16 protein-coding genes are annotated in these 23698 nt (G+C 60.3%); 10 read left to right on the top strand and 6 right to left on the bottom strand.

Features of this window, described 5'->3' with window-relative positions; translation table 11 throughout:
- The gene (locus tag CFBP1590_RS24095) at positions 1–6090 is read right to left on the bottom strand and encodes a membrane-targeted effector domain-containing toxin (RefSeq protein ID WP_088236060.1); all 6090 of its coding nucleotides are present in this window, start codon (positions 6088–6090) and stop codon (positions 1–3) included.
- Between the two features lie 321 nt (positions 6091–6411).
- Here CFBP1590_RS24095 and CFBP1590_RS24090 point away from each other — a divergent pair, with 321 nt between their 5' ends.
- The 7 genes from CFBP1590_RS24090 to CFBP1590_RS24060 are packed head-to-tail and all read left to right on the top strand — an operon-like array spanning position 6412 to position 14530.
- Positions 6412–8169 (top strand): carbamoyltransferase family protein, encoded by a 1758-nt coding sequence (locus CFBP1590_RS24090; RefSeq protein WP_004883428.1) that lies wholly within the window; start codon positions 6412–6414, stop codon positions 8167–8169.
- Complete coding sequence (locus tag CFBP1590_RS24085) at positions 8153–9283, top strand: glycosyltransferase (protein WP_004883432.1); 1131 nt, start codon at positions 8153–8155, stop codon at positions 9281–9283. Before CFBP1590_RS24090 ends, CFBP1590_RS24085 begins: the two co-directional genes overlap by 17 nt.
- Entirely contained in the window at positions 9283–10179 is an 897-nt protein-coding gene (locus tag CFBP1590_RS24080; protein WP_029243035.1) for an antimicrobial resistance protein Mig-14, read from the top strand. Before CFBP1590_RS24085 ends, CFBP1590_RS24080 begins: the two co-directional genes overlap by 1 nt.
- Entirely contained in the window at positions 10176–11585 is a 1410-nt protein-coding gene (locus CFBP1590_RS24075) for a PIG-L deacetylase family protein (protein ID WP_163022976.1), read from the top strand. The genes CFBP1590_RS24080 and CFBP1590_RS24075 overlap by 4 nt, the downstream gene beginning before the upstream one ends.
- A 30-nt stretch (positions 11586–11615) precedes the next feature.
- On the top strand, positions 11616–12572 hold the full coding sequence (locus CFBP1590_RS24070) for a glycosyltransferase family protein (RefSeq protein WP_004883439.1): 957 nt from the start codon (positions 11616–11618) through the stop codon (positions 12570–12572).
- 31 nt (positions 12573–12603) lie between these two features.
- On the top strand, positions 12604–13377 hold the full coding sequence (locus CFBP1590_RS24065) for a glycosyltransferase family 2 protein (RefSeq protein WP_088236058.1): 774 nt from the start codon (positions 12604–12606) through the stop codon (positions 13375–13377).
- Positions 13367–14530, top strand: a complete 1164-nt coding sequence (locus tag CFBP1590_RS24060; protein WP_088236057.1) for an O-antigen ligase family protein — start codon at positions 13367–13369, stop codon at positions 14528–14530. Before CFBP1590_RS24065 ends, CFBP1590_RS24060 begins: the two co-directional genes overlap by 11 nt.
- Positions 14531–14571: 41 nt before the next feature.
- On the opposite strand, the gene CFBP1590_RS24055 is transcribed toward CFBP1590_RS24060, so the two are convergent.
- The gene (locus CFBP1590_RS24055) at positions 14572–15210 is read right to left on the bottom strand and encodes a BUD32 family EKC/KEOPS complex subunit (protein ID WP_029243030.1); all 639 of its coding nucleotides are present in this window, start codon (positions 15208–15210) and stop codon (positions 14572–14574) included.
- A 116-nt stretch (positions 15211–15326) separates the two neighbouring features.
- Here CFBP1590_RS24055 and msbA point away from each other — a divergent pair, with 116 nt between their 5' ends.
- Both msbA and hldE read left to right on the top strand, forming a co-directional pair.
- Positions 15327–17129, top strand: a complete 1803-nt coding sequence (msbA, locus tag CFBP1590_RS24050; RefSeq protein WP_088236056.1) for a lipid A export permease/ATP-binding protein MsbA — start codon at positions 15327–15329, stop codon at positions 17127–17129.
- Between the two features lie 186 nt (positions 17130–17315).
- The gene (hldE, locus tag CFBP1590_RS24045) at positions 17316–18737 is read left to right on the top strand and encodes a bifunctional D-glycero-beta-D-manno-heptose-7-phosphate kinase/D-glycero-beta-D-manno-heptose 1-phosphate adenylyltransferase HldE (RefSeq protein WP_069144897.1); all 1422 of its coding nucleotides are present in this window, start codon (positions 17316–17318) and stop codon (positions 18735–18737) included.
- A 38-nt stretch (positions 18738–18775) separates the two neighbouring features.
- Here hldE and CFBP1590_RS24040 read toward each other — a convergent pair whose 3' ends face one another.
- Genes CFBP1590_RS24040 through CFBP1590_RS24025 form a run of 4 tightly spaced genes read right to left on the bottom strand, consistent with a single transcriptional unit; the run spans position 18776 to position 22143 of the window.
- Complete coding sequence (locus tag CFBP1590_RS24040; RefSeq protein WP_029243027.1) at positions 18776–19738, bottom strand: hypothetical protein; 963 nt, start codon at positions 19736–19738, stop codon at positions 18776–18778.
- 36 nt (positions 19739–19774) lie between these two features.
- A complete protein-coding gene (locus CFBP1590_RS24035) occupies positions 19775–20590 on the bottom strand; it encodes an aldo/keto reductase (RefSeq protein ID WP_029243026.1) in 816 nt (271 codons plus the stop codon).
- The gene (locus CFBP1590_RS24030) at positions 20587–21762 is read right to left on the bottom strand and encodes an NAD(P)/FAD-dependent oxidoreductase (protein WP_025993089.1); all 1176 of its coding nucleotides are present in this window, start codon (positions 21760–21762) and stop codon (positions 20587–20589) included. Before CFBP1590_RS24030 ends, CFBP1590_RS24035 begins: the two co-directional genes overlap by 4 nt.
- A gap of 48 nt (positions 21763–21810) precedes the next feature.
- On the bottom strand, positions 21811–22143 hold the full coding sequence (locus CFBP1590_RS24025) for an SMR family transporter (RefSeq protein ID WP_004883465.1): 333 nt from the start codon (positions 22141–22143) through the stop codon (positions 21811–21813).
- Positions 22144–22280: 137 nt separating this feature from the next.
- Between CFBP1590_RS24025 and waaA the strand changes: the two genes are divergently transcribed.
- Positions 22281–23561: a lipid IV(A) 3-deoxy-D-manno-octulosonic acid transferase gene (gene waaA, locus CFBP1590_RS24020; protein WP_088236055.1), complete on the top strand. Its 1281-nt coding sequence runs from the start codon at positions 22281–22283 to the stop codon at positions 23559–23561.
- Positions 23562–23698 lie beyond the last annotated feature (137 nt).

The following is a 23698-nucleotide window of genomic DNA, read 5'->3' as shown; positions in this document are numbered from 1 at the left end:
TTATTCCACGCGACTGAGGTTCATGTCCCTGAGTGCGACGGTCAGGGCGTTCATGTCGTCGTAACTCTTCAGGTGCACCGGCACCCAGCTCGGACGATCAACGGACAGCTTGCCCTGGGCATCCGTGTTCACGGGGGTGCGATAGATCTGACTGTCTCGTGAACGATGCACGATGATCTGCAAGCCATCAGCGTTCTGCTCGATCAGGAACATGCCAGGCTTGGCGAGTCGCTTTTCGATGGAGCGGGGGCGCGTGACAGGGCGGGATCTTGGGATCTCGATTTCAACCCGATAGTCGCCCTGGATGTGGACCTTTGCCTTTCCGAGATCCAGGGGCAACGCTTCGCCAGGGTCGCGCACGATGCCGCGTGACGCACCCGGCAGGACATCCCTGACCCGCAAACCGATGCCGCCTTCCAGCTCCGCCAGCCCAGGAACTGCGTCCATGAAGGTGTTGGAATGGCTATTGCCGACCAGCGCAATCCACTTGTGAAACCCCATCACATCCTGATGCCTGCGAACGGTGCGTGAAGCAAAGAAATTCATCATCTGTTGGCGGGTCGTAGACGTTTCGTTCGCCAGGCCTTTGAGGTGATAGCTGGCCAGGCAATCGATGGCACGAATCTCGATACCTTGCTGCTGCGCCTTGATCACCAGTTTCTCGAAGGTATAGATACCCTTGGGATCTGTCTGATGACCCTTGTCCAGCGCCTGAAGGTCATGCAGCAGGCGCTTGCTCATCTGGCCGGTGTCGAGGAAATCATCCAGATCGGCTTGATTCAGGTCGCTCAGCAGGTGCTCCAGATAGAGTGTCTTGACGTTCTGTTCGGCCAGCAGCGGCAGGTTATCTATGATCAGCTTTTTGCTTGCGACTGAGGCATGTGATTCGCCCACCACCACGCCGGAAGTATGCTGATAAAGCCGTTCAAGAAAGTCTGCCGGTGATATGTCGGGCGGTACTTGAGGCAGCAGCGGTCTGACAGGCAATTCTGTGGTGTGCACCGCTTCCGAATCCCGCAGCAATTGTTTGCGCAGCTTGAAAAAATCTTCCCTCGGGTCCATCAGTTCGGGATCGAACAGAAAGTAGCGCTCATCAAGACCCCGGTGTTCGAAGTTCGCCAGTGTGTGTAACGCGTCTCTGTGTTCGACAGGGGCGTCGTAAGTGGCGTCTGCCAGAGATTGTTGAATGGCTGTCATCGAACGGGGATTACCCTCTGGGTCGCCGCGCAGCCAGCCCTTTTCGGTATCCCAGCGGAAGACATAATCGCCTGCCCAGCGCTCCGCGGACTCAATGCTTTCCCGATCGACCATGCGGTTCATCAACACCGCATCCAGTTGGGTACCGGGTTGCAGTGGCGGGACGGACGCAGGCACCAGCGGGTTACAAAACTCGACCGTGAAATCGGCTGACGATTCGGCGGCTGGCGGGAAGCTGTTCTTGCGTACACGAGTCGCACGGCCTGCGGGAACATCCTGAACGTGAACGCTGATTGCACCCTGCAGTTCGGTGATGCCCGGAATGCTGTCGTGGGTGGTGGCCAGTTTCTGGTCGAGCAAGGCTACCCAGCGTCGTGATGGCTGGCGGGCCACGTCTTCACTGATCAAGGTGTGACCAAAGAAGTTGCTCATTTTTTGAGCAGCGCTCAGGTCGTCCGCCGCTGCGGCAACCGGATTCTCGATCAGGGGGTAGCTGGCCGAAGAACTGAACGGGCGAACCTCTATGCCATGTTTGTGGGCTTCCTTGATCAGGTGATAGTAGTCGTACTCGGAGGCGTGATTGTTCAGCGCGCCATTGTTCAGGTACTTCAGGTGTCTTTTGATTTCGTGAGAGCCGGATCGACTTCTCGCACCCAGCTGACGATAAGTGGCCAGCTTTTCGAGATGCTTGTCGGTGAACAGATGCTGGATGTACAGAACCTCAACCTTTTGTTCCGCCAGCATTGGCATGTTGAGAATGAGCAGACGCTTGCTGGCAATCGATTGGGCCGCTTCGCTCATGACCAGGCCATTGCTGTGGTTGAAGATGTTTTCAACGAGCGTATCGACGTCTGCGCGAGGGGCAAGCGTCGGAATCGTGGGGCGCGCTGGCAGGACTGGTTTTGTGAAGAAGGTTTTGGCGTCGTGATAGAGCTTGTCTTGAAGCGCCGCCAGGGTCTGACGCATGCTGGCGAAATAGCTTTCGAAATACAGCTCCAGGCCCATATTGGTCGGGTCTGGAATGTTCCGGTGCATGATGGTGTAAATACCCGGCCTCATGGCCACCGGCATTTCGTAATCACTCGAACGGACGACAGCGTCGCCAGACTCAACCCCTTCTTCCTGTAGCGGCCGCCAGGTAGCCTGATCCTCGAGCCCGCCACCGCGTAACTGATGGCGGTCGATTTTTTGCCATTGGCCCCGGCTGTCCAGGCGCACGGGCTGTTTACCGAAGAACGCGAACGGGGTGTCAGGGTCGATGATCTGCCAACAGCGCAGCCCGGCGTCGAATTGCACGACGTAAGTCTTTCCGGACATGCCGATACAGTATTGGCCATCCACCAGGCAGACGCCTTTGGCATGGCCGTCCTTGATGCGCGGCACGTTGTGCAGTGGAAGGTCGATGGACAGGTCGGGTTTCGCGTCCAGGGGCGAGCTCAGCGGCAGCCACGTGTCGCCGCTCCTGCTGCCGATGAACTGGCCGGTGGGGCCGACCTGCGAAGACGAAGGATCGACCTGCTGGTAAAGCGGAGCGTGGCCGTTGGCGTTTTTCTTGCCGACCCACACGGTTTTTTCCTGCAGGTCGACCGGGAATAGATCTTCATAGCGCGGCAGTGACGACTGGCGTGACAGGGGGCGCAATGCCGAGGTCACCGAATCCATCGAGTTCGCAGCACTTACCGAGTGCACCGACCTCATCGGAGCGCCGCGCTCCAGTTGGTGCACGATACCGCCGAAACCCTTGAGGCCTGAATGCAGATCGCCCGCAGCGCCCAGGCTGTTGAGCAGCGCCGATATCACATGGGCGCCAGCTGTTTCATGGTCGCCATCGGTCAGCGCCTGCACCGCACGGACGCTGTCGTGCAGGGACAACAGGCTGCCCACTGCGAAACTTGCAGGCGGGAACGGCAGCGTGAGTGCCGTCGCGATGAGCTCGACGCTGACCCACGCCATCTTCGACAGCATGTCGTTGCGACCAGTTGTGGTCTGCTCCGTATCCAGCAATCGTCGCTCGACAGTCTGGTTGAAGCAGGTATCGGCAAAGTCGGTGATGAACGCCTTGGGCAGAAAAGGCGCCTTGTTCGCGCCGCCCTGTTGCATGTCACGCAGGAAGAACGACAGCAGCCGGCGTGCGTTGAAGCGGCAGCGGTCCTTGTAGTAATCGATCATGCCTGGCGTATCCAGCGAGGACATGAAGCTGCTGAACAGGCGGAACTCGATCCCGTCGGGCGCCTGAGGCGTGTAGAGCAGGGCGGTCTGGCGGGTCTGCGTCGAGAGCACCGCCACGCAGCCTTGCACGGTCTCGGTATGCGTCAGCAGCGAATCGGGAAACACCAGTTGGTCCACGACCTTGAGGTTGGAGGCAATGAACGGTTTGTCGACATGCAGTTGCAACGGGTAGAGCGGGTATTGCTCGCGTGTTGCCGCATCGCTTGAGTGCGCGCGATCCAGCGAGCTTTTCAGCCAGGCGTATTGAATGCCATCAATGTGGCCTTTCAGATAGCTGCGCAGCGCGGCGGCTTTCATTTGCAACTGGGTCGTCAGCGCGCTTGCCTTGCGGCGGTAGTCATAACCTTCATCCTGCGGGTTGAGCAGGGTGAGCCTGACCTCTGCGATGTAGCGGTCGGCCACCCAGTTTCCGCGCACCGAGCCAGCCACACTGGCCGGTGACAGGACGCTGAGGTCCACACCCTCGGGGCCTTTGAACGTCGCCATCGTGTCGGCAGTGGCAAGCAGCGGATTGACGCTGTCGTCATAACCATTGCGCAGCAGTTGGGTGTAGGTGACGGTTTCCCGTTCACTGGTGATCACGATAAGGTCGGGATCCACCGTGCCTTCTGGCACACCCAGCAACGTGTTGATCTGCTGGCTGGCTTGCTGGTGAACATACTGCTCGAACGGTTGAACGCGAGTATGGGGTTTCGCCTCGTAATTGCGCTGTGCGCCGGTGGCTGCATCCTCCAGCGCAACCAGCTCCTGACGCTTGTCGAGGCTGGCGTTCACGTACCACCGAGGCGTGTGCAAGTCCTGTTCAGACAGCGCGACTTCAATGTGGCCGTTCGCGAAAAACTCCAGACCTGCGTCGTAGTCCGGCAGCGCGATAAGCTGGACGAAATCCTCGTCGGGATGAGGTTTGAGTCTGAGGGCGGCCAGTTGCGTTTCGAGCTCCGGTCGTGCGGAGACGTCTGTCTGCTGGAGCAGGTAATCCCGGTGCTCGTCCGACGCGGTCCAGCTGACCAGTTCCTGGGCCAACTGAATTTCGTTGTCGAATGCCCGGAAAAACTGTTGATCAGGTGCGTCCTGAATGAACATGACCAGACGTTCCAGCTCGCCTTGCGCGTTTTGCTTGCGAAACACCAACAGTTTGCTCATGGCGTTTTTCGCGTTCAGCCTGATGTGGCAGGTGCTCAGTGCCGGGTCGGGTTTTGCGTGCGAGATGGCTTCGATGATGGCGAAATCTTCAGGGCGAATATGGCCCTGCATTTTGGCGGCGCAGGCGAGGGCATTGATCTGGGTGCGAGTCAGGGTGCGCATCAGGGACTGGTTGTGCGGGTGCTGATAAGCCGCTTTCTGATGCGTGCCGAAGCGTACCCGCAGGTCCAGCTCTTCAACAATGCGTGCAATGTAGGCGGCATCCAGGTGCTGGTAATCGGATGCCAGCGGCATGCCGTCATGGCTGAGCGCGGTTCGGTTCAGAAAAGCCGATGTCTGGAGGCGGTCGCCGGGGTGCAGGCCGTAAAGCGCCAGTTCCACCCACGAGCGCGTAACGGTATAGGTCTCGCCTGTCACTGGCAGCGTTCGCTGCGTACTGACCGAGATCAATGCCGGATCCAGTCCGTAGCCCAGATCGTCCGCCAGGCGTGCCTGCAAGTGCGCCCTGGCAAACTGTTTTGCGGACGCCGCCGTGCCCAGCGCGCTCAGGGTTGCTGCACGAGCCTGTTCGTAGTGCTCAAGGCGCTCGATATAGGCGCTCATGTCTCTGGGGCTTGCGAGCTTGATCCAGTCCGGCAGGCTGCGCTGGTAGCGCGATTCGCGTAGCGCCATTTCGCGCAGTTCGAGCATGGCCTGCGGGCCGAACAGGCCTTTCTGGTCAATCGCCTGCTGAATCAGCAAGCGGCGCGCTTCACGATCATCAATACCGGATCGCGTGCAGGCGTAGCGCACATCAACGCGCTGTTTTTCCTGCAGGCGTTTCAAGGCGTGGGCCACAGGCTCCGTGGTGATGGCGTGCAACTGCACATCGATGGCAAGGAACGGTTCGGCGTACAGGTCGGGGTCCGAGTCGATGAGTGCCGACCGAGCCTGATGGATCTGCTCGAAGTTCTGGATCAGAGCGTCTTTCAGGGCGGGCGAATTGAGCCATTGTGTGAGCGCTTCGCGCATCTGCTCCTGGGTCGCGAACGCCTTGATGCCCAGGCCCGGCAATACCAGCAAGGTCGGTCCCTGCGCCTGGGACAGCACCATGGCGCCGCTCACTTCAGCCTGAATCTCTTCATCAAGCTGTATATGCAGCGAGAAAGCGTCGGGCGCCCTGGTTTCTGTGGGGGACAAGGGTGAAACGGGCAGGCAGCCTGCATGCACTGCCGAGAGTTCACCCTCGTGCAGCTTGACGCAGAATTCATCGCGCAGCGCCTGCTGCATGGCGGACAGGAATTGGTCGTGACGACTATCGCCGGCCGCTACGGCAGCATGCCAGTAATCGTCGAGCTGCGAGAGCAGGCTGGCAATGGACGCCTCGTCTGCGGGTGCGTCCAGCAAGGCTTCATCAGGTGTTGGCAGCAGCTTGAGCGTTTCGCCCAGTCGAGAGCCCAGTTGATTGAGTCTTTTGAGGGCCGCCGTTGCTTCAATAAAGGTGTCGGCGGGTTTGGGTGACACGGGTGTCAGTGTTTGCATGGTTTTTCCGGTTCTGACGAGCGCAAGGTGCGCGGGTTGATTGAGGGCGGTAAGCCCGTGAGTCATGGCCTTCAATCAATCAGAATTCGGCGGGCCGGGAGCGTAGATAGTTATTGGATGTCAGCGGGTGGGTGAGATTCTTCGGATGCGTCCTGAAGGACGTGATGTCATCTGTTTGTTTAAACCCTCTCAGCCCCCGAGCCAAATCCTTGGTCATTACGCTATAATCCCGCCCTTTAGCTGCCCTCAGCCCGCTGTGCGGGGGCACACATTTTCTCGGGCGCGCTGCGCCTGTACGCAGACTAAAGAGGCTAGACCCTAGTGGCATTGACGATCCTTGGCCTGTCCGGCGCCCTTAGCCATGATCCTTCCGCGGCGCTCTACATCGACGGCAAGCTGATCGCAGCGGCCGAAGAAGAGCGCTTCGTTCGCGACAAGCACGCAAAGAACCGCATGCCCTACGAGTCGGCAAAGTTCTGTCTGGAACAGGCAGGCATCAAGCCTTCCGATGTCGACGTGGTCGCGATTCCGTTTGCGCCGATCAGCCTGTTCGGCAAGGCCCGCTGGCACTACGCCAAGCGTTACTGGTACGCACCGGACCGCGCGCTCGATGCGCTGCTGATGGGCAATCGCCGTTACAAGCGCTATCGCAACAAGATTGTCTGGTGCCTCGAGCAATTGGGCTTCGATCCGAAAAAGATCAAGATCGAGCCGGTCGAGCACCACCTGGCCCACGCTTCCAGCGCCTACCACTGCTCCGGTTTTACCGAGAAAACCGCGATCATGGGTATCGATGGCAAGGGTGAGTACGCCACGACCTTCTTCGGCTACGGCGAAAACGGCAAGATCCACAAGATCAAGGAATTCTTCGATCCGGATTCGCTGGGCGGCCTGTACGGCGCGATCACCGAGTTCCTCGGTTTCGAGATGCTGGACGGCGAGTTCAAGGTCATGGGCATGGCGCCGTACGGCGACGCCAGCAAGTACGACTTTTCGCGTCTGGCCACGTTCGAGAACGGCGAGCTGGTCATCAACACCGAACTGGCCAACGTCATCGGCCTGCGTCGCTACAAAGAGAACGGCAAGGGCTTCTACTTCTCGCCGAAACTGATCGAATGGCTCGGCCCCAAGCGCGTCGGCGATGTGGCGGACGAACCGTACATCCACTACGCCGCCAGCATGCAGGCGCTGTTCGAAAAGCTCGCGCTGCAGATGATGGACCACTACCTGGGTGACATCCTCAAGGAAACCGGCAAGATCGCGTTCGCCGGTGGCTGTGCGCTGAACGTCAAACTGAACCAGCGCATCATTGCCCGTCCCGAGGTCAAGGAACTGTTCGTTCAGCCTGCGTCCGGCGATGCCGGAACGGCGGTGGGCGCGGCGGCCTACGTGTCTCACGCGCGCGGCGTGCCGGTCGAGAAGATGGAACACGTCTACCTCGGCCCCGCTTACAGCAACGAAGATGTGATCGCCGCGTGTGCCCGTCATCCGAGCAAACCGGTATGGCGCCAGATTGAAAACACCCCTGAGCGGATCGCCGAGATCATGGTCAAGGGCAACCCGGTGGCCTGGTTCCAGGGCCGCATGGAGTTCGGTCCACGTGCGCTGGGCGGTCGTTCGATCATCGGTTGCCCGAGCGTGGCCGGCGTGGCCGACCGCATCAACCACCAGATCAAGTTCCGCGAGCGCTGGAGGCCTTTCTGCCCGTCGATGCTCGACACCGTCGCACCACAGATGATCAAGATCGATCACCCGGCGCCGTTCATGACCTTCACCTTCGAAGTGGCGGAAGAGTGGAAGACCCGCGTGCCGGAAGTCGTCCATGAAGACGGCACTTCCCGTGCCCAGGTGCTCAAGCGCGAATACAACCCGCGCTACTACGACATGATGAAGGCGCTGGAAAACCTGACCGGCAACGGCGTGTCGCTGAACACCTCGCTGAACCGCCGTGGCGAACCGATGATCTGCTCGCCGACCGATGCCTTGAACATGTTCTTCGGCTCCGACCTCGAGTACCTGATCATGGAAGACATTCTGGTGGTCAAAGAGGGCGTCGAGGCTTATGACACGCTCGGCTGAACGTCACGTACTGCAGTTCTGTCACGGCTATGACGGGCCGTTTCTGGACTGCGCGCGTCAGTACGCCAGCCTGTTCGCAGGCAAGGGCTATCGGGTGACCACGGTGTTTCTGACCGGTGCCGCCGACCCTGATGTGGTCGCCGACTGCGGTTCGGACGAGGTGCTGTTCATGGAATTCAGCTCGAAGGCCATTCGTGGCCTCAAGCTGGGTGCCATTCGCGAATTGCGCAGTATCGTGGCTTCACGTCATTTCAGCTTCTGCATCGCGCATCGATTCAAACCGGTCTATATCGCGCTTTTGGCGACACGTTTGCCGGTGATCGGCGTTCATCACGCGTTTGGCGATTATCAGCGCCGCAGCCGCAAGCTGTTCGCCAATCTGTTCCGCAAACGCCTGAGCCTGCTGGGCGTTTCGGATTCGGTGCGCGACGACATGCGCAAAAGCCTGCCTGCATGGCCGGCAGAGCGCATCGAGACCCTGTACAACCGCATCGATGTCGAGCAACTGCAAGGCAGCCAGTTTTCTGCCGAAGACGCGCGCGTCGAACTGGGGCTTTCACCTTCGGCCTGGATCGTCGGCAATGTCGGACGTCTGCATCCTGACAAGGATCAGGCGACCCTGTTGCGCGGCTTCGCGCTTGCTCTGCCGAGCCTGCCCGAGAACAGCCAGCTGGTGATTCTTGGCAAGGGGCGGCTGGAAGAGTCCCTCAAGGAGCTTGCCCGTGAACTGGGCATTGGCGCGAATGTGATGTTCATGGGCCAGGTCGCGGACGCACGTCGGTATTTCAAGGCGTTCGATGTCTTTGCCCTGAGTTCGGATCACGAACCGTTCGGCATGGTGCTGCTGGAAGCCATGGTGGCAGGCGTGCCGGTCGTTGCGACGTCCTGCGGCGGTGCGCGTGAAGTGGTCGAAGACGTCGGTCTGCTGTTCCCGCTGGGCGACGAGCAGCGTCTGGCTCAAGGCCTGATGCACATGGCCGGGCTGGATGCGGATCAGCGTCAGGATTGCGCCGAACGCATGCTTCTGCGTCTGCGCGAGCGCTTTTCCGACCACGCGGTACGCAACGTGTTCTGGCGCCTGCCGCAGGTCACCCGCCTGGTTGCGGAGTCCTGATGCTCAACCGATTTCAAGGCGTGCGTGAACGTGGCTGGACCGAAATCGATGCCGCTGCCTATACGCAGGCGTGGCACCGGTTTGGCGGTAGCGTGGCCACCCACCCTCAGGTCGTCGAACGTCTTTCCGTGTTCGCTGACATTCCCGTGCGCTATCTGGGCTGGGAGCAGGGCGGCGACATCAGGGCAGCGATTGCCACTTGGGGTCGCTCGCTGGCGCTGTCCAAGGACGAGCTCAAACGTCACGGCAAGAAAGGTCTTTTCGATCTGGGCAACGCCGAGCTGATTCTGCCGGTGGCGCAGGGCATCGAGGTGCCGGTACGTCATCGCGGGCGTTACATCTCGTCGTTGAACGAAGGCCGGGTCAGCACCTTCAAGCCGCAGGCCGAGTCACTGGCCATGGCACGTACACCTGAAGAGCTGTCCAAAAAGTTTCGCTACAACCAGCGTCGCGAGCTGCGTCTGCTGGAAGAGGCGGGCGGCACGGTCCGGCCTGTCAACGATTTCAGCAGCGCAGAGCTGGCGCGTATGTATTGCGAGCTGTTCCAGCGCCGCTGGGGCTTTGAAGCGACCGGTGCTGCGCACAAGGCTGAAGTGATCGAGCTGCTGCGCGACCTGCTGATCGGCTCGGTGGTGTTTCTCAACGATGCGCCGATTGCCATTCAACTGGTGTACCGCGTCGAAGCGCCCGAGTGGGTCAGCATCGAATACGTCAACGGCGGTGTCGACCCCGAAACCCGTGATTTCAGTCCAGGCAGCGTGCTCAGTTTCGTCAACACGCAGAGCGCCTGGGAAGATGCACGTGCGCTGGGCAAATCGTTGCGCTTCTCGTTCGGCCGCGCCGACCGCGAATACAAGGATCGCTGGTGCAACCCCGTGCCGGTGTTCCAGATTTGAGCCGCAAGCAGGAGTTGCTCAAACGCCATCGCCGTAACAAGCGGCTGGCGTTGCTGGGTGGCCTGTTACTGTTGATTGCCCTCGGCGTGGCGGTAGCGTGGTGGTTGATACCGGTGCTGGCGATCAGCGCATGGATCGCTCACGAGGCCTGGTTCGCCGATCACCTGTTCTATTCGCCTGCCGATGACTATCAGTACAACTTCGCCGCCGAAAACGAAGTCTCGGGTGTGCGTCTGGAGAATGGCCGACTCACGTTCGCCGAACCTCTGAGGCTGACTGGCGGCGAAACGCTGGTACTGGCCCTGAACATCAAAAGTAACTGGCTGGGACGTTTTCTGGACCCTGTCGTCGAGTTGCAAGGTTCAGGTCTCGTCGATCGGCAAGCCTTCGAGCGCGGTGTCGACGCCGTGCGCTATCTGAACCTGACCGGGCTCGGTGAACCGTTGGCGGCAGGCGCGTTAACCCTGCGCGGACGTTTTTGCCGACTGAGCGGACAGCCGCGTTTGTGGGTGTTTCGTCAACCTGATGCACGCCAGCAGCGGGTAATGGTGATCGCGCCGCACGCTGATGACGCCGAGTTGGCCGCTTTTGGTCTGTACAGCCAGGCCAGTGATGCGTGGATCGTGACCCTGACCGCCGGTGAAATCGAAGCCGATCACTATCGGCAGATGGGCCTGGACAAGGCCGAGGCGGCGCGCATGAAGGGGCGGCTGCGTGCCTGGGACAGCATTGCCGTGGCGCGCTGGGGCGGTGTCGCGGAGGCACAGTGTGTGCAACTGGGCTATTTCTGCCTGCAACTGCCTGCCATGCAGGCCGCACCGGATACGCCGGTCTGCTCTCGCGAAGCGGATCTGCTCGATACGCGTCTGTTTCGCCAGTTCAACACCTTGCCGCTGCCGGGCGACGATGGCCAGCCGACCTGGAATAACCTGCTGGCCGATCTGCGCGCGCTGATCCTCAAGGCCAGGCCGCAGGTCATCGTCATGCCGCACCCCGCCATCGACCCGCATCCTGACCACATCTGTGCGCAGGCCGCTGTGCGTGAGGCGCTGGCCGGGCTTGAATGGCAGCCGGAGGTCATCCTGGGGTATGCCAATCACTTGCATGACAACGACCGCTGGCCCATGGGCGATGCGTACACCGGCATCAGCCTGCCGCCGGTTTTCGATGCCGATTTGAAGCTTGAGCCCTACAGCCTTGAGCTGTCGGTGCCGACACAGCGCGACAAAGCCATGGCGCTGGGCATGATGCATGACCTGCAACCACCGATGCCGGGCAAACGTCGAGTGCGCCGCTGGCTGCAGCAGGTGCTCGCTGGGCGCCGCTGGCCTGCAGAAGGCGAGAACGAATTTTTCCGAAAGGCTGTGCGACGACACGAGTTGTTCTGGCGCAGCCGTGATTTCTGATTCAGCAGGCGCAGTACTGCAAGGAAAACAATGAAAGTCCTACTTCTGGTTCAGAAAGAGCAGCGTGCGATTCTGGATCGTCTTTACGACGGCATCGCGTCGAGCTGCGACTGCGACGTGCGCTGGCTGGATTCCAATGACCAGCGCAACCTGCGCAGCTATTTCCGGCGTGAAATCGATGTGAGCCGTTACGACCGGATCGTGTTCTTTCTGCGCTTCAAGCAGGAAGTGCGTCAGGTGGCCTTCATCCGTACGATTCCGAATCTGGTCATTCTCGAGCACGACGCCTACCAGAACTACATTGCCTGCAAGTACACCGGCAAGTTCAGCGCACACTATCGCAAGCTCCCCTGGGTTCGGGTGCTGTGCTCGGGCTTCATGGTCAGCGAGCGGCTGCGTGAGGAAGGCTTCGACGCGGTGTTCGTGCCCAAGGGCTACGATCAGACGCTGTTGCAGGCGCAGAACCGCGAGCGTGACATCGAGTTGGCGTTCGTCGGCAGCACCAACAGCGTCGCCTACAGCGGCCGCAAGGCGCTGCTTGACGAGTTGGGGCAGCATGAGAATCTGCTGGTCACGCGGACCAAGTCGGGCGAGGAATACTGCGACACGCTGAACCGCATCCGCTTTTTCGTCAGTGCCGATGTCGGCATGGGCGAATACATGATCAAGAACTTCGAAGCCATGGCCTGCGGCTGCGTGCTGCTTGCCTTCGATCAGGGCGCTGAAGAGAATCGCGCACTGGGCTTCGTGGATATGCACAACATCGTGCTGTACCGCGATATTCCCCAGCTTCGTGAAAAGCTGGCGCAACTGCGCGCGGCCCCGGCACTGGCCGATGAAATATCCCGTAACGGGCAGGCGCTCGTCGAGGAGCGCTATACGTTCCACGCTTTGGGCAAAGCCATTGTCGAACACATGCGTCCACCGCTGCGGCCGATGCCGGCTGCGAGCTGGGTCGACCGTCTGCGCTCGCGTTGGGCATGGTAATGCTTCTTGAACTTTCAATGATTGGGAACAGATGATGGTATTCAGCGAAAATAGCGACATCACGCTGGTGGTGACCAGTTGCGGGCGATTCGATCTGTTGAAGCGCACCCTGGAAACCTTTGATCGTTACAACACCGCCGCCATCCGCCATGTGCTGATCACTGAAGATTCAGGAGACGTTCAGGTCGAGGCCTGTATTCCTGAGCACTGGCGCGCACACACCCGCTTCCTCATCAACAATCCCAAGTTGGGACAGATGCGCTCGGTGGACGCCGCTTATGCGCTGATCGAGACGTCCTGGGTGTTCCATTGCGAAGATGACTGGGATTTCTACCGCCCGCACTTCATCGAAGAGTCGATGATCCTGCTGGAGAACGATCCGCAGGCGCTGCAGGTGTGGCTGCGCAGCTTCAATCATGATCTGCAGATTCACAGCCCGTACATCTATTTGAACGAGCGCGAAGTGGTTCAGGGCATTCCCTTCTACAAACTGGGTTCGCACAAGCCGGAGTGGCAGGGTTTTTCCTTCAATCCCGGATTGCGCCGTCTGGCCGATTACAAGCAGCACGCGCCGTATGCGGGCCATGGTGGAGAGAAGAAACTTTCACAGTTGTTCGCGTTGGAAAACCGATACGCTCTGATTCTGGAAAACGATGCTGTACTGCACACCGGCTTTGGTGAGCATGTGGTGGTGCCGCAGGAGCGCCTCGACAAACAGCGTCGCAAACGTCGTGATCGCGTCAAATTGATTGTCGCGGTAGTCATTGGACTGGTAGCAGGTTGGTTGCTTAATAATGTCAGTTGACCGAGCCGGTGTGCCTTCAGGCAAGGCACAAATCTATTTTGGTGCTGTGCTGGTCGTCTTTCTGCTGAGTTTCATCCTGAACTCTTCAGCCAAGACGACCAATAATCTGTTCTATGCCCTGACCGCATTGCCGGGCCTGTTCTTCCTGATCAAATACCGTGGCGCCAGCGTGTTCGCGCAGCCGCTGGGGGTGGCCTGGGCAGTGTTCATGGCCTGGTTTCTGGTGCCTGCCTTTTACGGACAGGATTTCCAGTTCTATAAACATGTGGCGTACGTCAGCCTGTTCGTCTTTGTTGTGGCCGGTTTGACGGACAATCGATTCTTCCAGCAAGGCCGGTTCGTACGCAGCTTTTTCTGGGCCATTTGCGCTTACATTCTGGTGGCCAGCATTTACAGCTGGATGACCGGGCAGTTCGCGTTCGGCAAGCGTGTCGAGATATTGCCTGCGCGCATGGCTAACGTGATTTACGCCAGTGCCTGGCTGGTCTGCTGCCTGGCCCTGGCGTTGCCGGTCTGGCTGAAGGAGCAGCGCTGGATCGAAGCCGTTGCGGGTATTGTGCTGACCCTGGTCGTTGCTGCCTTCATCGTGCAGACCCGCACCGCGCTGGTGGGTGCGGCGTTCCTTATTGCGGCTTGTACGCTGTATTCGGTGTATCGCTTTCCGAAGCGCAGTCTCATCACTTTGGTGGTGCTGGCACTCATCTGCGCGGCCTTGTTCTGGGTGGTCAGGGATGAGGAGTGGATCAAGCTGCTGATGGTGCGCGGCGATTCCTACCGTATCGAGCTGTTCGAGATCATGACCGGCGAATGGCGCAATTGCGGATGGATGCTGGGCTGCGGCGTTGATTTCTACACCACCAAGACGCTGACAGGCGGTATGGCGATTCAGCATCCGCACAACATCTACGTCTCGATGGGGTTGTACACCGGCGCGGTGTCGCTGGTGCTATTCCTGATCGTGATGGCCATGACGCTGTGGCACGCATTGCGCCTGCGCGACGCGTGGGGGCTTTACCTGGCGTGCGCACTGGTGATGCTCAATTTCGACGGCGCGAAGCTGGTCGGCAACCCGGATGAGCTTTGGGTGCTGGTGCTGCTGCCTGCGGCGATGGTGCTGGGAAGGGTAGTTCAGGAACATCGGCTAAGGCACTGAGTGCCGAGCGCTGAAATGGCCGCCTGCAAGCGGCCATTTTTTCAGTTCATGGCCTGGGTCAGTTCCGCTGCGGTGCAGACGCTCTGACCGCTCAGGTAGCCATTGAGGAAGGCCGGGTTGGCGTCGCCCAGCAGCCATTGCCGGTCTTCCAGATAGCGCAGCATGTGCTTGAAGTTGCGCAGCCGCAGATTTTTGCGCAGCGGGCGACGGTAGGTTTTCAGGTCGGCAATGTCGATGAGGCCCAGCGTGCCTTCCGGGGTAAGAATCACATTGCCCAGATGCGCTGAGCGAAAATAGATGCCTTTTTCATGCAGGTTGGCGATGAAGCGCCCCAGTTGCATGCGCAGGTCATCATCGCTGGCAGCCTTGCCCAGCAGTTGACGCAGGGTGTGACCGGCCAGCGGATCGTAATGCACCGCGTCGCGGGCGATGTCGGCGATTCTGTAAACAGTGCGAACATGCGGGCAGGGGATGGCGCGTTTGGCCAGGGTCAGGCAGTTGTCAGCGAAGCGTTTGGCATAGGGATACCAGGCGGCGGAACTGATCAGCCGCTTGCGTCGAAACAGTTTCAACATTGAACCGTCATTCAGACGTAGTACTTTATCGCCCGTGCCGTCGGCTTCAAGCACTTCGGCACCTTGAACCAGGGCAAGGTAGTGGGCGTGGTCGAGCGCTTGCATCGATACTCCGGATTCTGCGCCCCAAGGGCTGTACGGGCCGCCTATGTTACCGCAGCAGGCTGTTGCGAAAACGGCTTGTGATACAATTCCGCTTCTTTTTAACACGACGGATACTCATGACAACCTCCGAATCGTCCGCCACTTCCAGCGTGAAAATCTACTTCCGCCTGTTGTCCTATGTGCGTCCGTATGTGGGCATTTTCCTGCTCAGCATCCTCGGTTTCGTGATCTTTGCATCCACTCAGCCGATGCTGGCGGGCATCCTGAAATATTTCGTCGATGGGCTGAGCAATCCGGAAGCGGTGCTGTTCCCCAATGTTCCCTACCTCAGGGACCTGCAATTGCTGCAGGCCGTGCCGCTGCTGATCGTGCTGATCGCCGCCTGGCAGGGTCTGGGTTCGTTTCTCGGCAACTACTTCCTGGCCAAGGTATCGCTGGGGCTGGTGCATGACCTGCGCGTCGAACTGTTCAACAAGCTGCTGGTACTGCCCAATCGCTACTTCGACACCACCAATTCGGGCCATCTGATTTCACGCATCACCTTCAACGTCACCATGGTGACGGGTGCCGCCACGGATGCTATCAAGGTGGTGATCCGTGAAGGCCTGACCGTTGTGTTCCTGTTCATCTATCTGTTGTGGATGAACTGGCAGCTGACGCTGGTCATGCTCGCCATCCTGCCGGTGATCGCCATCATGGTCGGCACCGCCAGCAAGAAATTCCGCAAGCAGAGCAAGAAGATCCAGGTGGCGATGGGCGACGTGACCCACGTTGCGTCCGAAACCATTCAGGGTTATCGCGTGGTGCGCAGCTTCGGCGGCGAAACCTACGAGCAGGATCGTTTCGCGCGTGCCAGCAACAGCAATACCAAAAAGCAGTTGCGCATGACCAAGACCGGCGCGATCTATACGCCGATGCTGCAACTGGTCATCTATACCGCCATGGCGGTGCTGATGTTCCTGGTGCTGTTCCTGCGTGGCGATGCGACGGCGGGCGATCTGGTGGCATACATCACAGCCGCAGGCCTGCTGCCCAAGCCGATTCGTCAGCTGTCGGAAGTCAGTTCTACCATCCAGAAGGGTGTTGCCGGTGCCGAGAGCATCTTCGAACAACTGGATGTGCAGCAGGAAATCGACACCGGCACCCTCGAGCGCGAGCGTGTTTCGGGTCGCCTGGAAGTGAAGAACCTCAGCTTCTTCTATCCCGAGACCGAGCGTCAGGTCCTCAACGACATCAGTTTCTCGGCAGCGCCGGGGCAGATGATTGCGCTGGTAGGACGTTCGGGCAGCGGCAAGTCGACTCTGGCCAATCTGATTCCGCGGTTCTATACCCACGAACTGGGTCATATCCTGCTGGATGATGTCGAGATCAACGATTATCGCCTGCGCAACCTGCGTACCCACATCGCGCAGGTGAACCAGAACGTCACACTGTTCAACGACACCATCGCCAACAACATCGCCTACGGTGATCTGGCGGGTGCGCCGCGTGCCGACATCGAGGCGGCCGCCGCTGACGCCTACGCCAAGGAATTCATCGAAGAGCTGCCGCAAGGTTTTGACACCCCGGTGGGCGAGAATGGCGTGCTGCTGTCCGGTGGCCAACGCCAACGTCTGGCGATTGCCCGTGCGCTGCTCAAAAACGCGCCGGTGCTGATCCTCGATGAAGCGACCTCTGCGCTGGATACCGAGTCGGAGCGTCACATTCAGGCCGCGCTGGATCAGGTCATGAAAGGACGCACCACGCTGGTGATCGCGCACCGTCTTTCCACCATCGAGAAAGCCGACCTGATTCTGGTCATGGATGCCGGTCAGATTGTCGAGCGCGGCACCCACGCCGAACTGCTGGCAAAGAACGGCTATTACGCCCGCCTGCATGCTATGGGCCTGGACGAGCCAGCGCCTGTCGGTGCGATCTGATCAAGCCTGGCTGCGCTGTGTTTCAAACACGGCGCAGCGGCTTTTCACCGCATCACTACACGCATCTTTTCTCCCGCTGGAATCGTCTTTTGTCAGCGTCAGGAATCCGGTTATGAACAGCCTGTCTGTTCAAACCCCCTGTGCTAAGATTCCGCCCCTGTCCATTTTTCTAGTACGGGTTGTTCGATGAAGTTATCCATGCCGCGCTTTGATCAGGCCCCTGTCCTGGTGGTTGGCGATGTCATGCTCGACAGATACTGGCATGGTGGTACCTCGCGTATTTCCCCTGAAGCGCCTGTGCCTGTCGTCAAGGTCGACCAGATCGAGGACCGTCCGGGCGGCGCCGCCAACGTGGCATTGAACATCGCTGCACTGGGCGCGCCAGCCTCGCTGGTGGGCGTCACCGGTGAAGACGAAGCGGCAGAAAGCCTGAGCAACAGCCTCAAGGCAGCCGGTGTTCTGGCTCGTTTCCAGCGCATCGCCGACCAGCCGACCATCGTCAAACTGCGGGTGATGAGCCGGCACCAGCAACTGCTGCGTATCGACTTCGAAGAACCCTTCGCCACCGATGCACAGGCCCTGAGCGCAGAAGTCGAAAACCTGCTGGATGGCGTCAAGGTGCTGGTGCTGTCGGATTACGGCAAAGGTGCGTTGAAAAACCATCAGACACTGATCCGGGCAGCCCGCGAGCGCGGCATTCCGGTGTTGGCCGATCCCAAGGGCAAGGACTTCGCGATCTACCGTGGCGCGAGCCTGATCACGCCTAATCTCAGCGAATTTGAAGCCATCGTCGGCCATTGCGTCGACGAAGCCGAGCTGGTTGCCAAGGGCGCGCAGCTGATGAGCGAGCTGGATCTGGGCGCGTTGCTGGTGACCCGTGGCGAGCACGGCATGACCTTGCTGCGCCCCGATCAACAGGCGCTGCACTTGCCAGCGCGTGCGCGTGAAGTCTTTGACGTCACCGGTGCCGGTGATACGGTCATTTCAACCCTGGCGGCGGCGATTGCGGCTGGCGAGGAACTGCCACATGCGGTTGCGCTGGCCAATCTGGCGGCAGGCATCGTGGTCGGCAAACTGGGTACAGCGGCCATCAGTGCGCCTGAGCTGCGTCGTGCGATTCAGCGCGAAGAGGGCTCGGAGCGTGGTGTTCTGGGACTGGAGCAGTTGCTGCTTGCCGTCGATGACGCGCGGGCACACAAGGAAAGGATCGTTTTCACCAACGGCTGCTTCGACATCCTGCATGCCGGGCACGTGACCTACCTGGAGCAGGCGCGCGCGCAAGGTGATCGTCTGATCGTGGCGGTCAACGACGATGCCTCCGTGAGCCGTCTCAAAGGCCCTGGTCGTCCGATCAACAGCGTGGATCGCCGCATGGCCGTTCTGGCCGGTCTGGGCGCTGTGGACTGGGTGATCAGTTTCCCCGAAGGCACACCTGAAAACCTGCTGACCCACGTCAAGCCCGATGTGCTGGTCAAGGGCGGCGACTATGGGATCGATCAGGTGGTTGGTGCCGATATCGTGCAGGCCTACGGCGGCGAAGTGAAGGTGTTGGGGCTGGTTGAAAACAGCTCGACCACGGCCATCGTCGAGAAAATTCGCGGACAGTGAGTGGATCAGGTTTGCCCGGAGCGTTCCGGGCAAACCGGTTATTTGCTCAAGCTGCCGCGTGCCAGTCCCAGAAGCTCTCTGGCTTTGCTGGTCAAACGCTTCAGCCCCGTCTTCTTTGGCGGTGGTGTCATGCCTTGCTGGCGCAGCCAGTCTTTCCAGCGAATCCTTTCCTCACGCACCACCCAGCCATCCTGTGCCGCAAAGCTCTCTGCCAGGTACAGACCACGCGTGCCCGCTGGGGTCAGCTTGTCACGCTTGAGCGTGTACAGCTCTGGCAGTGGCGAGCCGTTTTCCAGCGGCATCAGGTAGAGGTCGGGCTTGCTTCGGTTGAGGCGGGCGACCAATTGATCGTTTTCCAGCACCTCATCGACGTGGAACAGGCTGATCGGGCGGGCTTCCTTGGGGATTTCCAGACGCATGTCATAGATCAGCTGCAGCGACGCAGTGGGCAGGTGGACATAGGCGCGGGGGCGTTCCAGCAGCGTCAGGTTGCCAGCCCGTACCGGTCTGGCAGCACCCGAGAGCGGGCTGAGGGTGAAGGGCATCGCCTCCCGGTAATGCAACGCCGCTGCGTAGGGAGCGGGCAGCCATGTGTCCTTGAACATTCCGCTCAGCCAGCCCTGCGGCGTTTCGATCAGGCACTCTTCAGCGACTTCCTGAATGGCGGTGTGCAGCGGCAGCGTCAGCTCGTGCGCCGGGACATAGCCTGAAATCAGCTTGAGCACCACGTCGCCACGGTCCTGACGGCGTTGCCGGACCAGCACCCAGTAATCCCGGTTCTGCCAACTGATGGTCAGGCGGATCGACACCCCGAGATTGGCCAGCTCAGTGGCGAATCGCTCAGGGTCCGGCACCTCGACCTTGCGGCGTCGCTGCAAGGTCTGCGTAAAGTTCATCGGCATGCCGACACTCTGATAACTCAGGCTTTCAGGAGTGGCTTCGACGAACAGCGGCAGGGTCTTGAAGTTGCTGGGATTCTTCCGAATCAATGTTCGCGGCATATCGGCTCCTTCTTGCGTTGGGGTCGGCCGCCCAAATCAGGCTTGACGGCAAATCACGGCAGCAGCGGTGGCAACGTTGTGTGCCAGGTGCATGGGGTTGATGGTCCCGACAATAGCACTGGCGACGCCCGGATGTTCAAACAGTAACTGGAAGCTGGCCTGGACCGGGTCTGTCCCGGGCGTCAGGCACACATGGCCGCTGGCCAACGCCTTCTTGACCAGAATGCCTTTGCCGTGGGCAGCCGCGTAATCCAGAACCGGTTTCTCACCCTGTTCATTGAGATTATAGGTGACCATCGCGCAGTCCCCGTCGCGCAGGGCAAGCAGGCCGCCTTCGACAGTCTTGCCGGAAAAGCCGAAGCCACGGATTTTGCCCTCGCTTTTGAGCGCCGCAAGGGTTTCGTACACCGCCGTTTCGTTGAGAATCGCCAGATCGTTGCCGTCCGAGTGGACGAGTACCAGATCAAGAAAGTCGGTTTCAAGGCGTTTCAAGCTGCGCTCGACTGACAGACGGGTGTGCTCGGCGCTGAAATCGTGGCTCGACTGTCCGTCCACGAACTCTTCGCCTACCTTGCTGACGATGACCCAGTCCTGACGCTGGCCGCGCAGCAGCGGGCCAAGGCGTTCCTCGCTGGTGCCATAGGCGGGCGCGGTGTCGATCAGGTTGATCCCCATGTCGCGGGCCATCCTGAGCAGCATCGCGGCCTGCTGGTCATCCGGGATCTTGAAGCCGCTGGGGTATTTCACGCCTTGATCGCGTCCCAGCTTCACGGTGCCCAGACCCAGCGGCGAGACGCTCAGGCCGGTGCTGCCGAACGGGCGATGCAGGTCGTGCAGGGTTTTCAGGCTCATGGCAGCAGTTGATCCCAGACAGGAACGGCAATGGGTGGCTTCGGCACATTCGCCAGCGCCGGTTGCGGCGTCGGGTGGATGCCTTCCCTGGACAGGACTGACAATACGCGGTCGGCGAAGTCCGGCGCCAGCGCAAGCTTGGTCGGCCAGCCCACCATCAGGCGTTTCTGACTGTCCAGAAAGGCGTTGTCGGGACGCACCAGACCCGATTGTGCAGGTTCTGCACGGTCAACGCGCAAGGTCGCCCACTGCGCCTGGCTCAGGTCGACCCATGGCAGCAGCGCTTCGAGTTCCTTGCGGGCGACGGCGATCTGCGCCTCCGGCTCGCGTGCTACGCCATCAGCCTCGGCGAGATCGCCGCCCAGGTACCACACCCACTGGCCGTCGGCCGCCGGGTGCGTGGTCACGGTGATGCGCGGTTTGGTGCCGCCACCCAGGCAGTGGGCATACAGCGGTTTGAGGGTCGGCCCTTTGACCAGCACCATGTGCAGCGGACGACGCTGCATCTGCGGTTGTGAGATACCAACCGCCTTCAGCAGATCGGCATTGCCGCCGCCTGCGCTGAGCACGATGCGCTGGGCATGTATATCCGTGCCATCGACCCGCAGGCCAATCAGTTCGTCGCCTTCGTACAGCGGCTCGATCTGTTTTCCGGCGAGCAGCGAGTCACCGGCCAGTTCTGCGAGACGATTGATCAGGCTCGGTACATCGACCACCAGCTCTGCCAGCCGATAGACCTTGCCCTTGAATTTCGGATGCTGCAGTGCGGGCGGCAATTGCTCGCCCTTGACCTGATCCACGCGCCCACGCACGGCCTTGCTGGCGAAGAAGCTGGTCAGGTTGCCCGCGATCGTGCCCGGCGACCAGAGGTAATGGGCGTCGGACAGCAGGCGCACGCCCGAGAGGTCCAGCTCGCCCTTGCCGTCGAGGGCTTCACGCCAGCGACGCGGCATGTCGGCAATGGCTTCCGAGGCTCCCGACAGGGCACCGTGCAGCGCGTACTTGGCGCCGCCGTGGATGATTCCCTGAGACTTGAGACTCTGTCCGCCACCCAGGCTTGCGCTTTCTACCAGCACTGTCGAGAACCCTTGACGACGCAACCGGGCATTGAGCCAGAGGCCGGCAACGCCAGCCCCGACAATCAGGACGTCAGTGGAAATAACAGATGGCATGGGCACCTCAGTGAGTAAAGATTGCGGCCATTATAAGGGAACGGACTTTCAATGCCCGGCGGTTTTCGAGAACACCTGGATGACCACTACACCCGCCACGATCATTCCCATGCCCAGCAGAGCGGGCAGGTCGAGTTTCTGACCGTAGACCAGGAATGCCGCAATGCTCACCATCACGATGCCCATGCCCGACCAGATGGCATAGGTGATGCCGACGGGAATGGTGCGCATCACCAGAATCAGCATCCAGAACGCAATCGCATAGCCGCCAATGACCAGCAGCAGGGGCAGCGGTGTGTTGAAGCCTTTCACCGCTTTCATCGAGGTGGTGGCGATGACTTCGGCGCAGATTGCGACGCCCAGCAGGTAATACGGATTCATGATCTTTTCCTTGTATGAGACAGCGCATTCTAAAGGGCGGTGGCGACCGACCTGATGATTCACACGCCGCCCTCCGTCGTGTCTGCGTCTTCATGTCGTTGTGGCATTGCGCAGGCGGGCTGATAAACTCCGCGCCCATGAATAGAACCCTCTACACCTTCCTGTTTCATCTGGGCCTGCCGCTGGTTGCCCTGCGGTTGTGGTTGCGCGCTCGCAAGGCGCCTGCGTATCGCCAGCGCATCGGCGAGCGCTTCGCCATGGGCCTGCCGCCGATGCAGCGTGGCGGTCTCTGGGTGCATGCGGTGTCGGTCGGCGAAAGCATTGCTGCCGCGCCCATGATCCGCGCCTTGCTGGCGCAGTATCCCGAACTGCCGATCACTGTGACTTGCATGACGCCCACAGGTTCGGAGCGAATCAAGGCGATGTTCGCCGACGAGCCGCGCATTCAACATTGTTACCTGCCTTATGACCTGCCGTGGGCGGCCGGGCGTTTTCTCGATCATGTGCAGCCGCGCCTGGGCATCATCATGGAAACCGAGCTGTGGCCCAATCATATTCATCAATGCAGCAAGCGCGGCATTGCGGTGGTGTTGGCCAACGCTCGGCTGTCGGAGCGTTCGGCGCGGGGTTATGGCCGTTTTGCGAAACTGACAAGACCGATGCTCGCCGAAATGTCCTGGTTCGCTGTGCAGACTGAAGTCGAGGCCCAGCGTTTCCGTGATCTGGGCGCGCGGCCTGAGTGCGTGACGGTGACCGGCTCGATCAAGTTCGACCTGAGCATCGACCCCGCATTGCTGGAGCGCGCTTCCAAGCTGCGGGAAGAGTGGCAGGCCACGCAACGCCCGGTGTGGATCGCGGCGAGCACTCATGCGGGCGAGGACGAAAGCGTGCTGGCGGCGCATCGCACGCTGCTGTCGAGCCATCCCGATGCCTTGCTGATTCTGGTGCCGCGCCATCCCGAGCGTTTCGACAGCGTGCATGGGTTGTGTCAGCAGCAGGGTTTCAGCACCGTTCGGCGTTCCACTGCTCAGGTTGTCACCCCCGACGTGTCGGTACTTTTGGGCGACACCATGGGCGAGCTGCTGTTTCTGTATGCGCTGGCGGACAACGCGTTCGTCGGCGGCAGTCTGGTGCCCAATGGCGGCCATAACCTGCTGGAACCTGCGGCATTGGCCAAGCCGGTGCTGAGCGGCCCGCACCTGTTCAACTTCCTCGAAATCGCCGCCATGCTACGCACTGCCGGAGCGCTGGAAGAGGTGAGCGATTCAGCCGCACTGGCGGTCGCCGTGCAGCGCCTGTTCGATCAGCCGAAGCTGGCAGCCACCATGGCTGAAGCGGGTCTGGGTGTGATGAAGGCCAATCAGGGCGCACTGCAGCGTTTGCTGGATGGAATCGGGCGGTTGATGCAGAGAATGTGACGCAGAGCGTCACGAGCTGCATGCCCACGCTCTGTGCTCGGCGTTATACACAAATCGACCTGAAGGAATGCGGTATGGGATCGTTCCCACGCTCTGCGTGGTAACGCCTCTCAGGACGCGCCCCGTCCGCTCTTGAG

Origin of the sequence: Pseudomonas viridiflava, from assembly GCF_900184295.1 — a bacterium.
Taxonomy (GTDB): Bacteria; Pseudomonadota; Gammaproteobacteria; order Pseudomonadales; family Pseudomonadaceae; genus Aquipseudomonas; species Aquipseudomonas viridiflava.
This window is presented reverse-complemented; position numbering and strand designations above follow the sequence as displayed.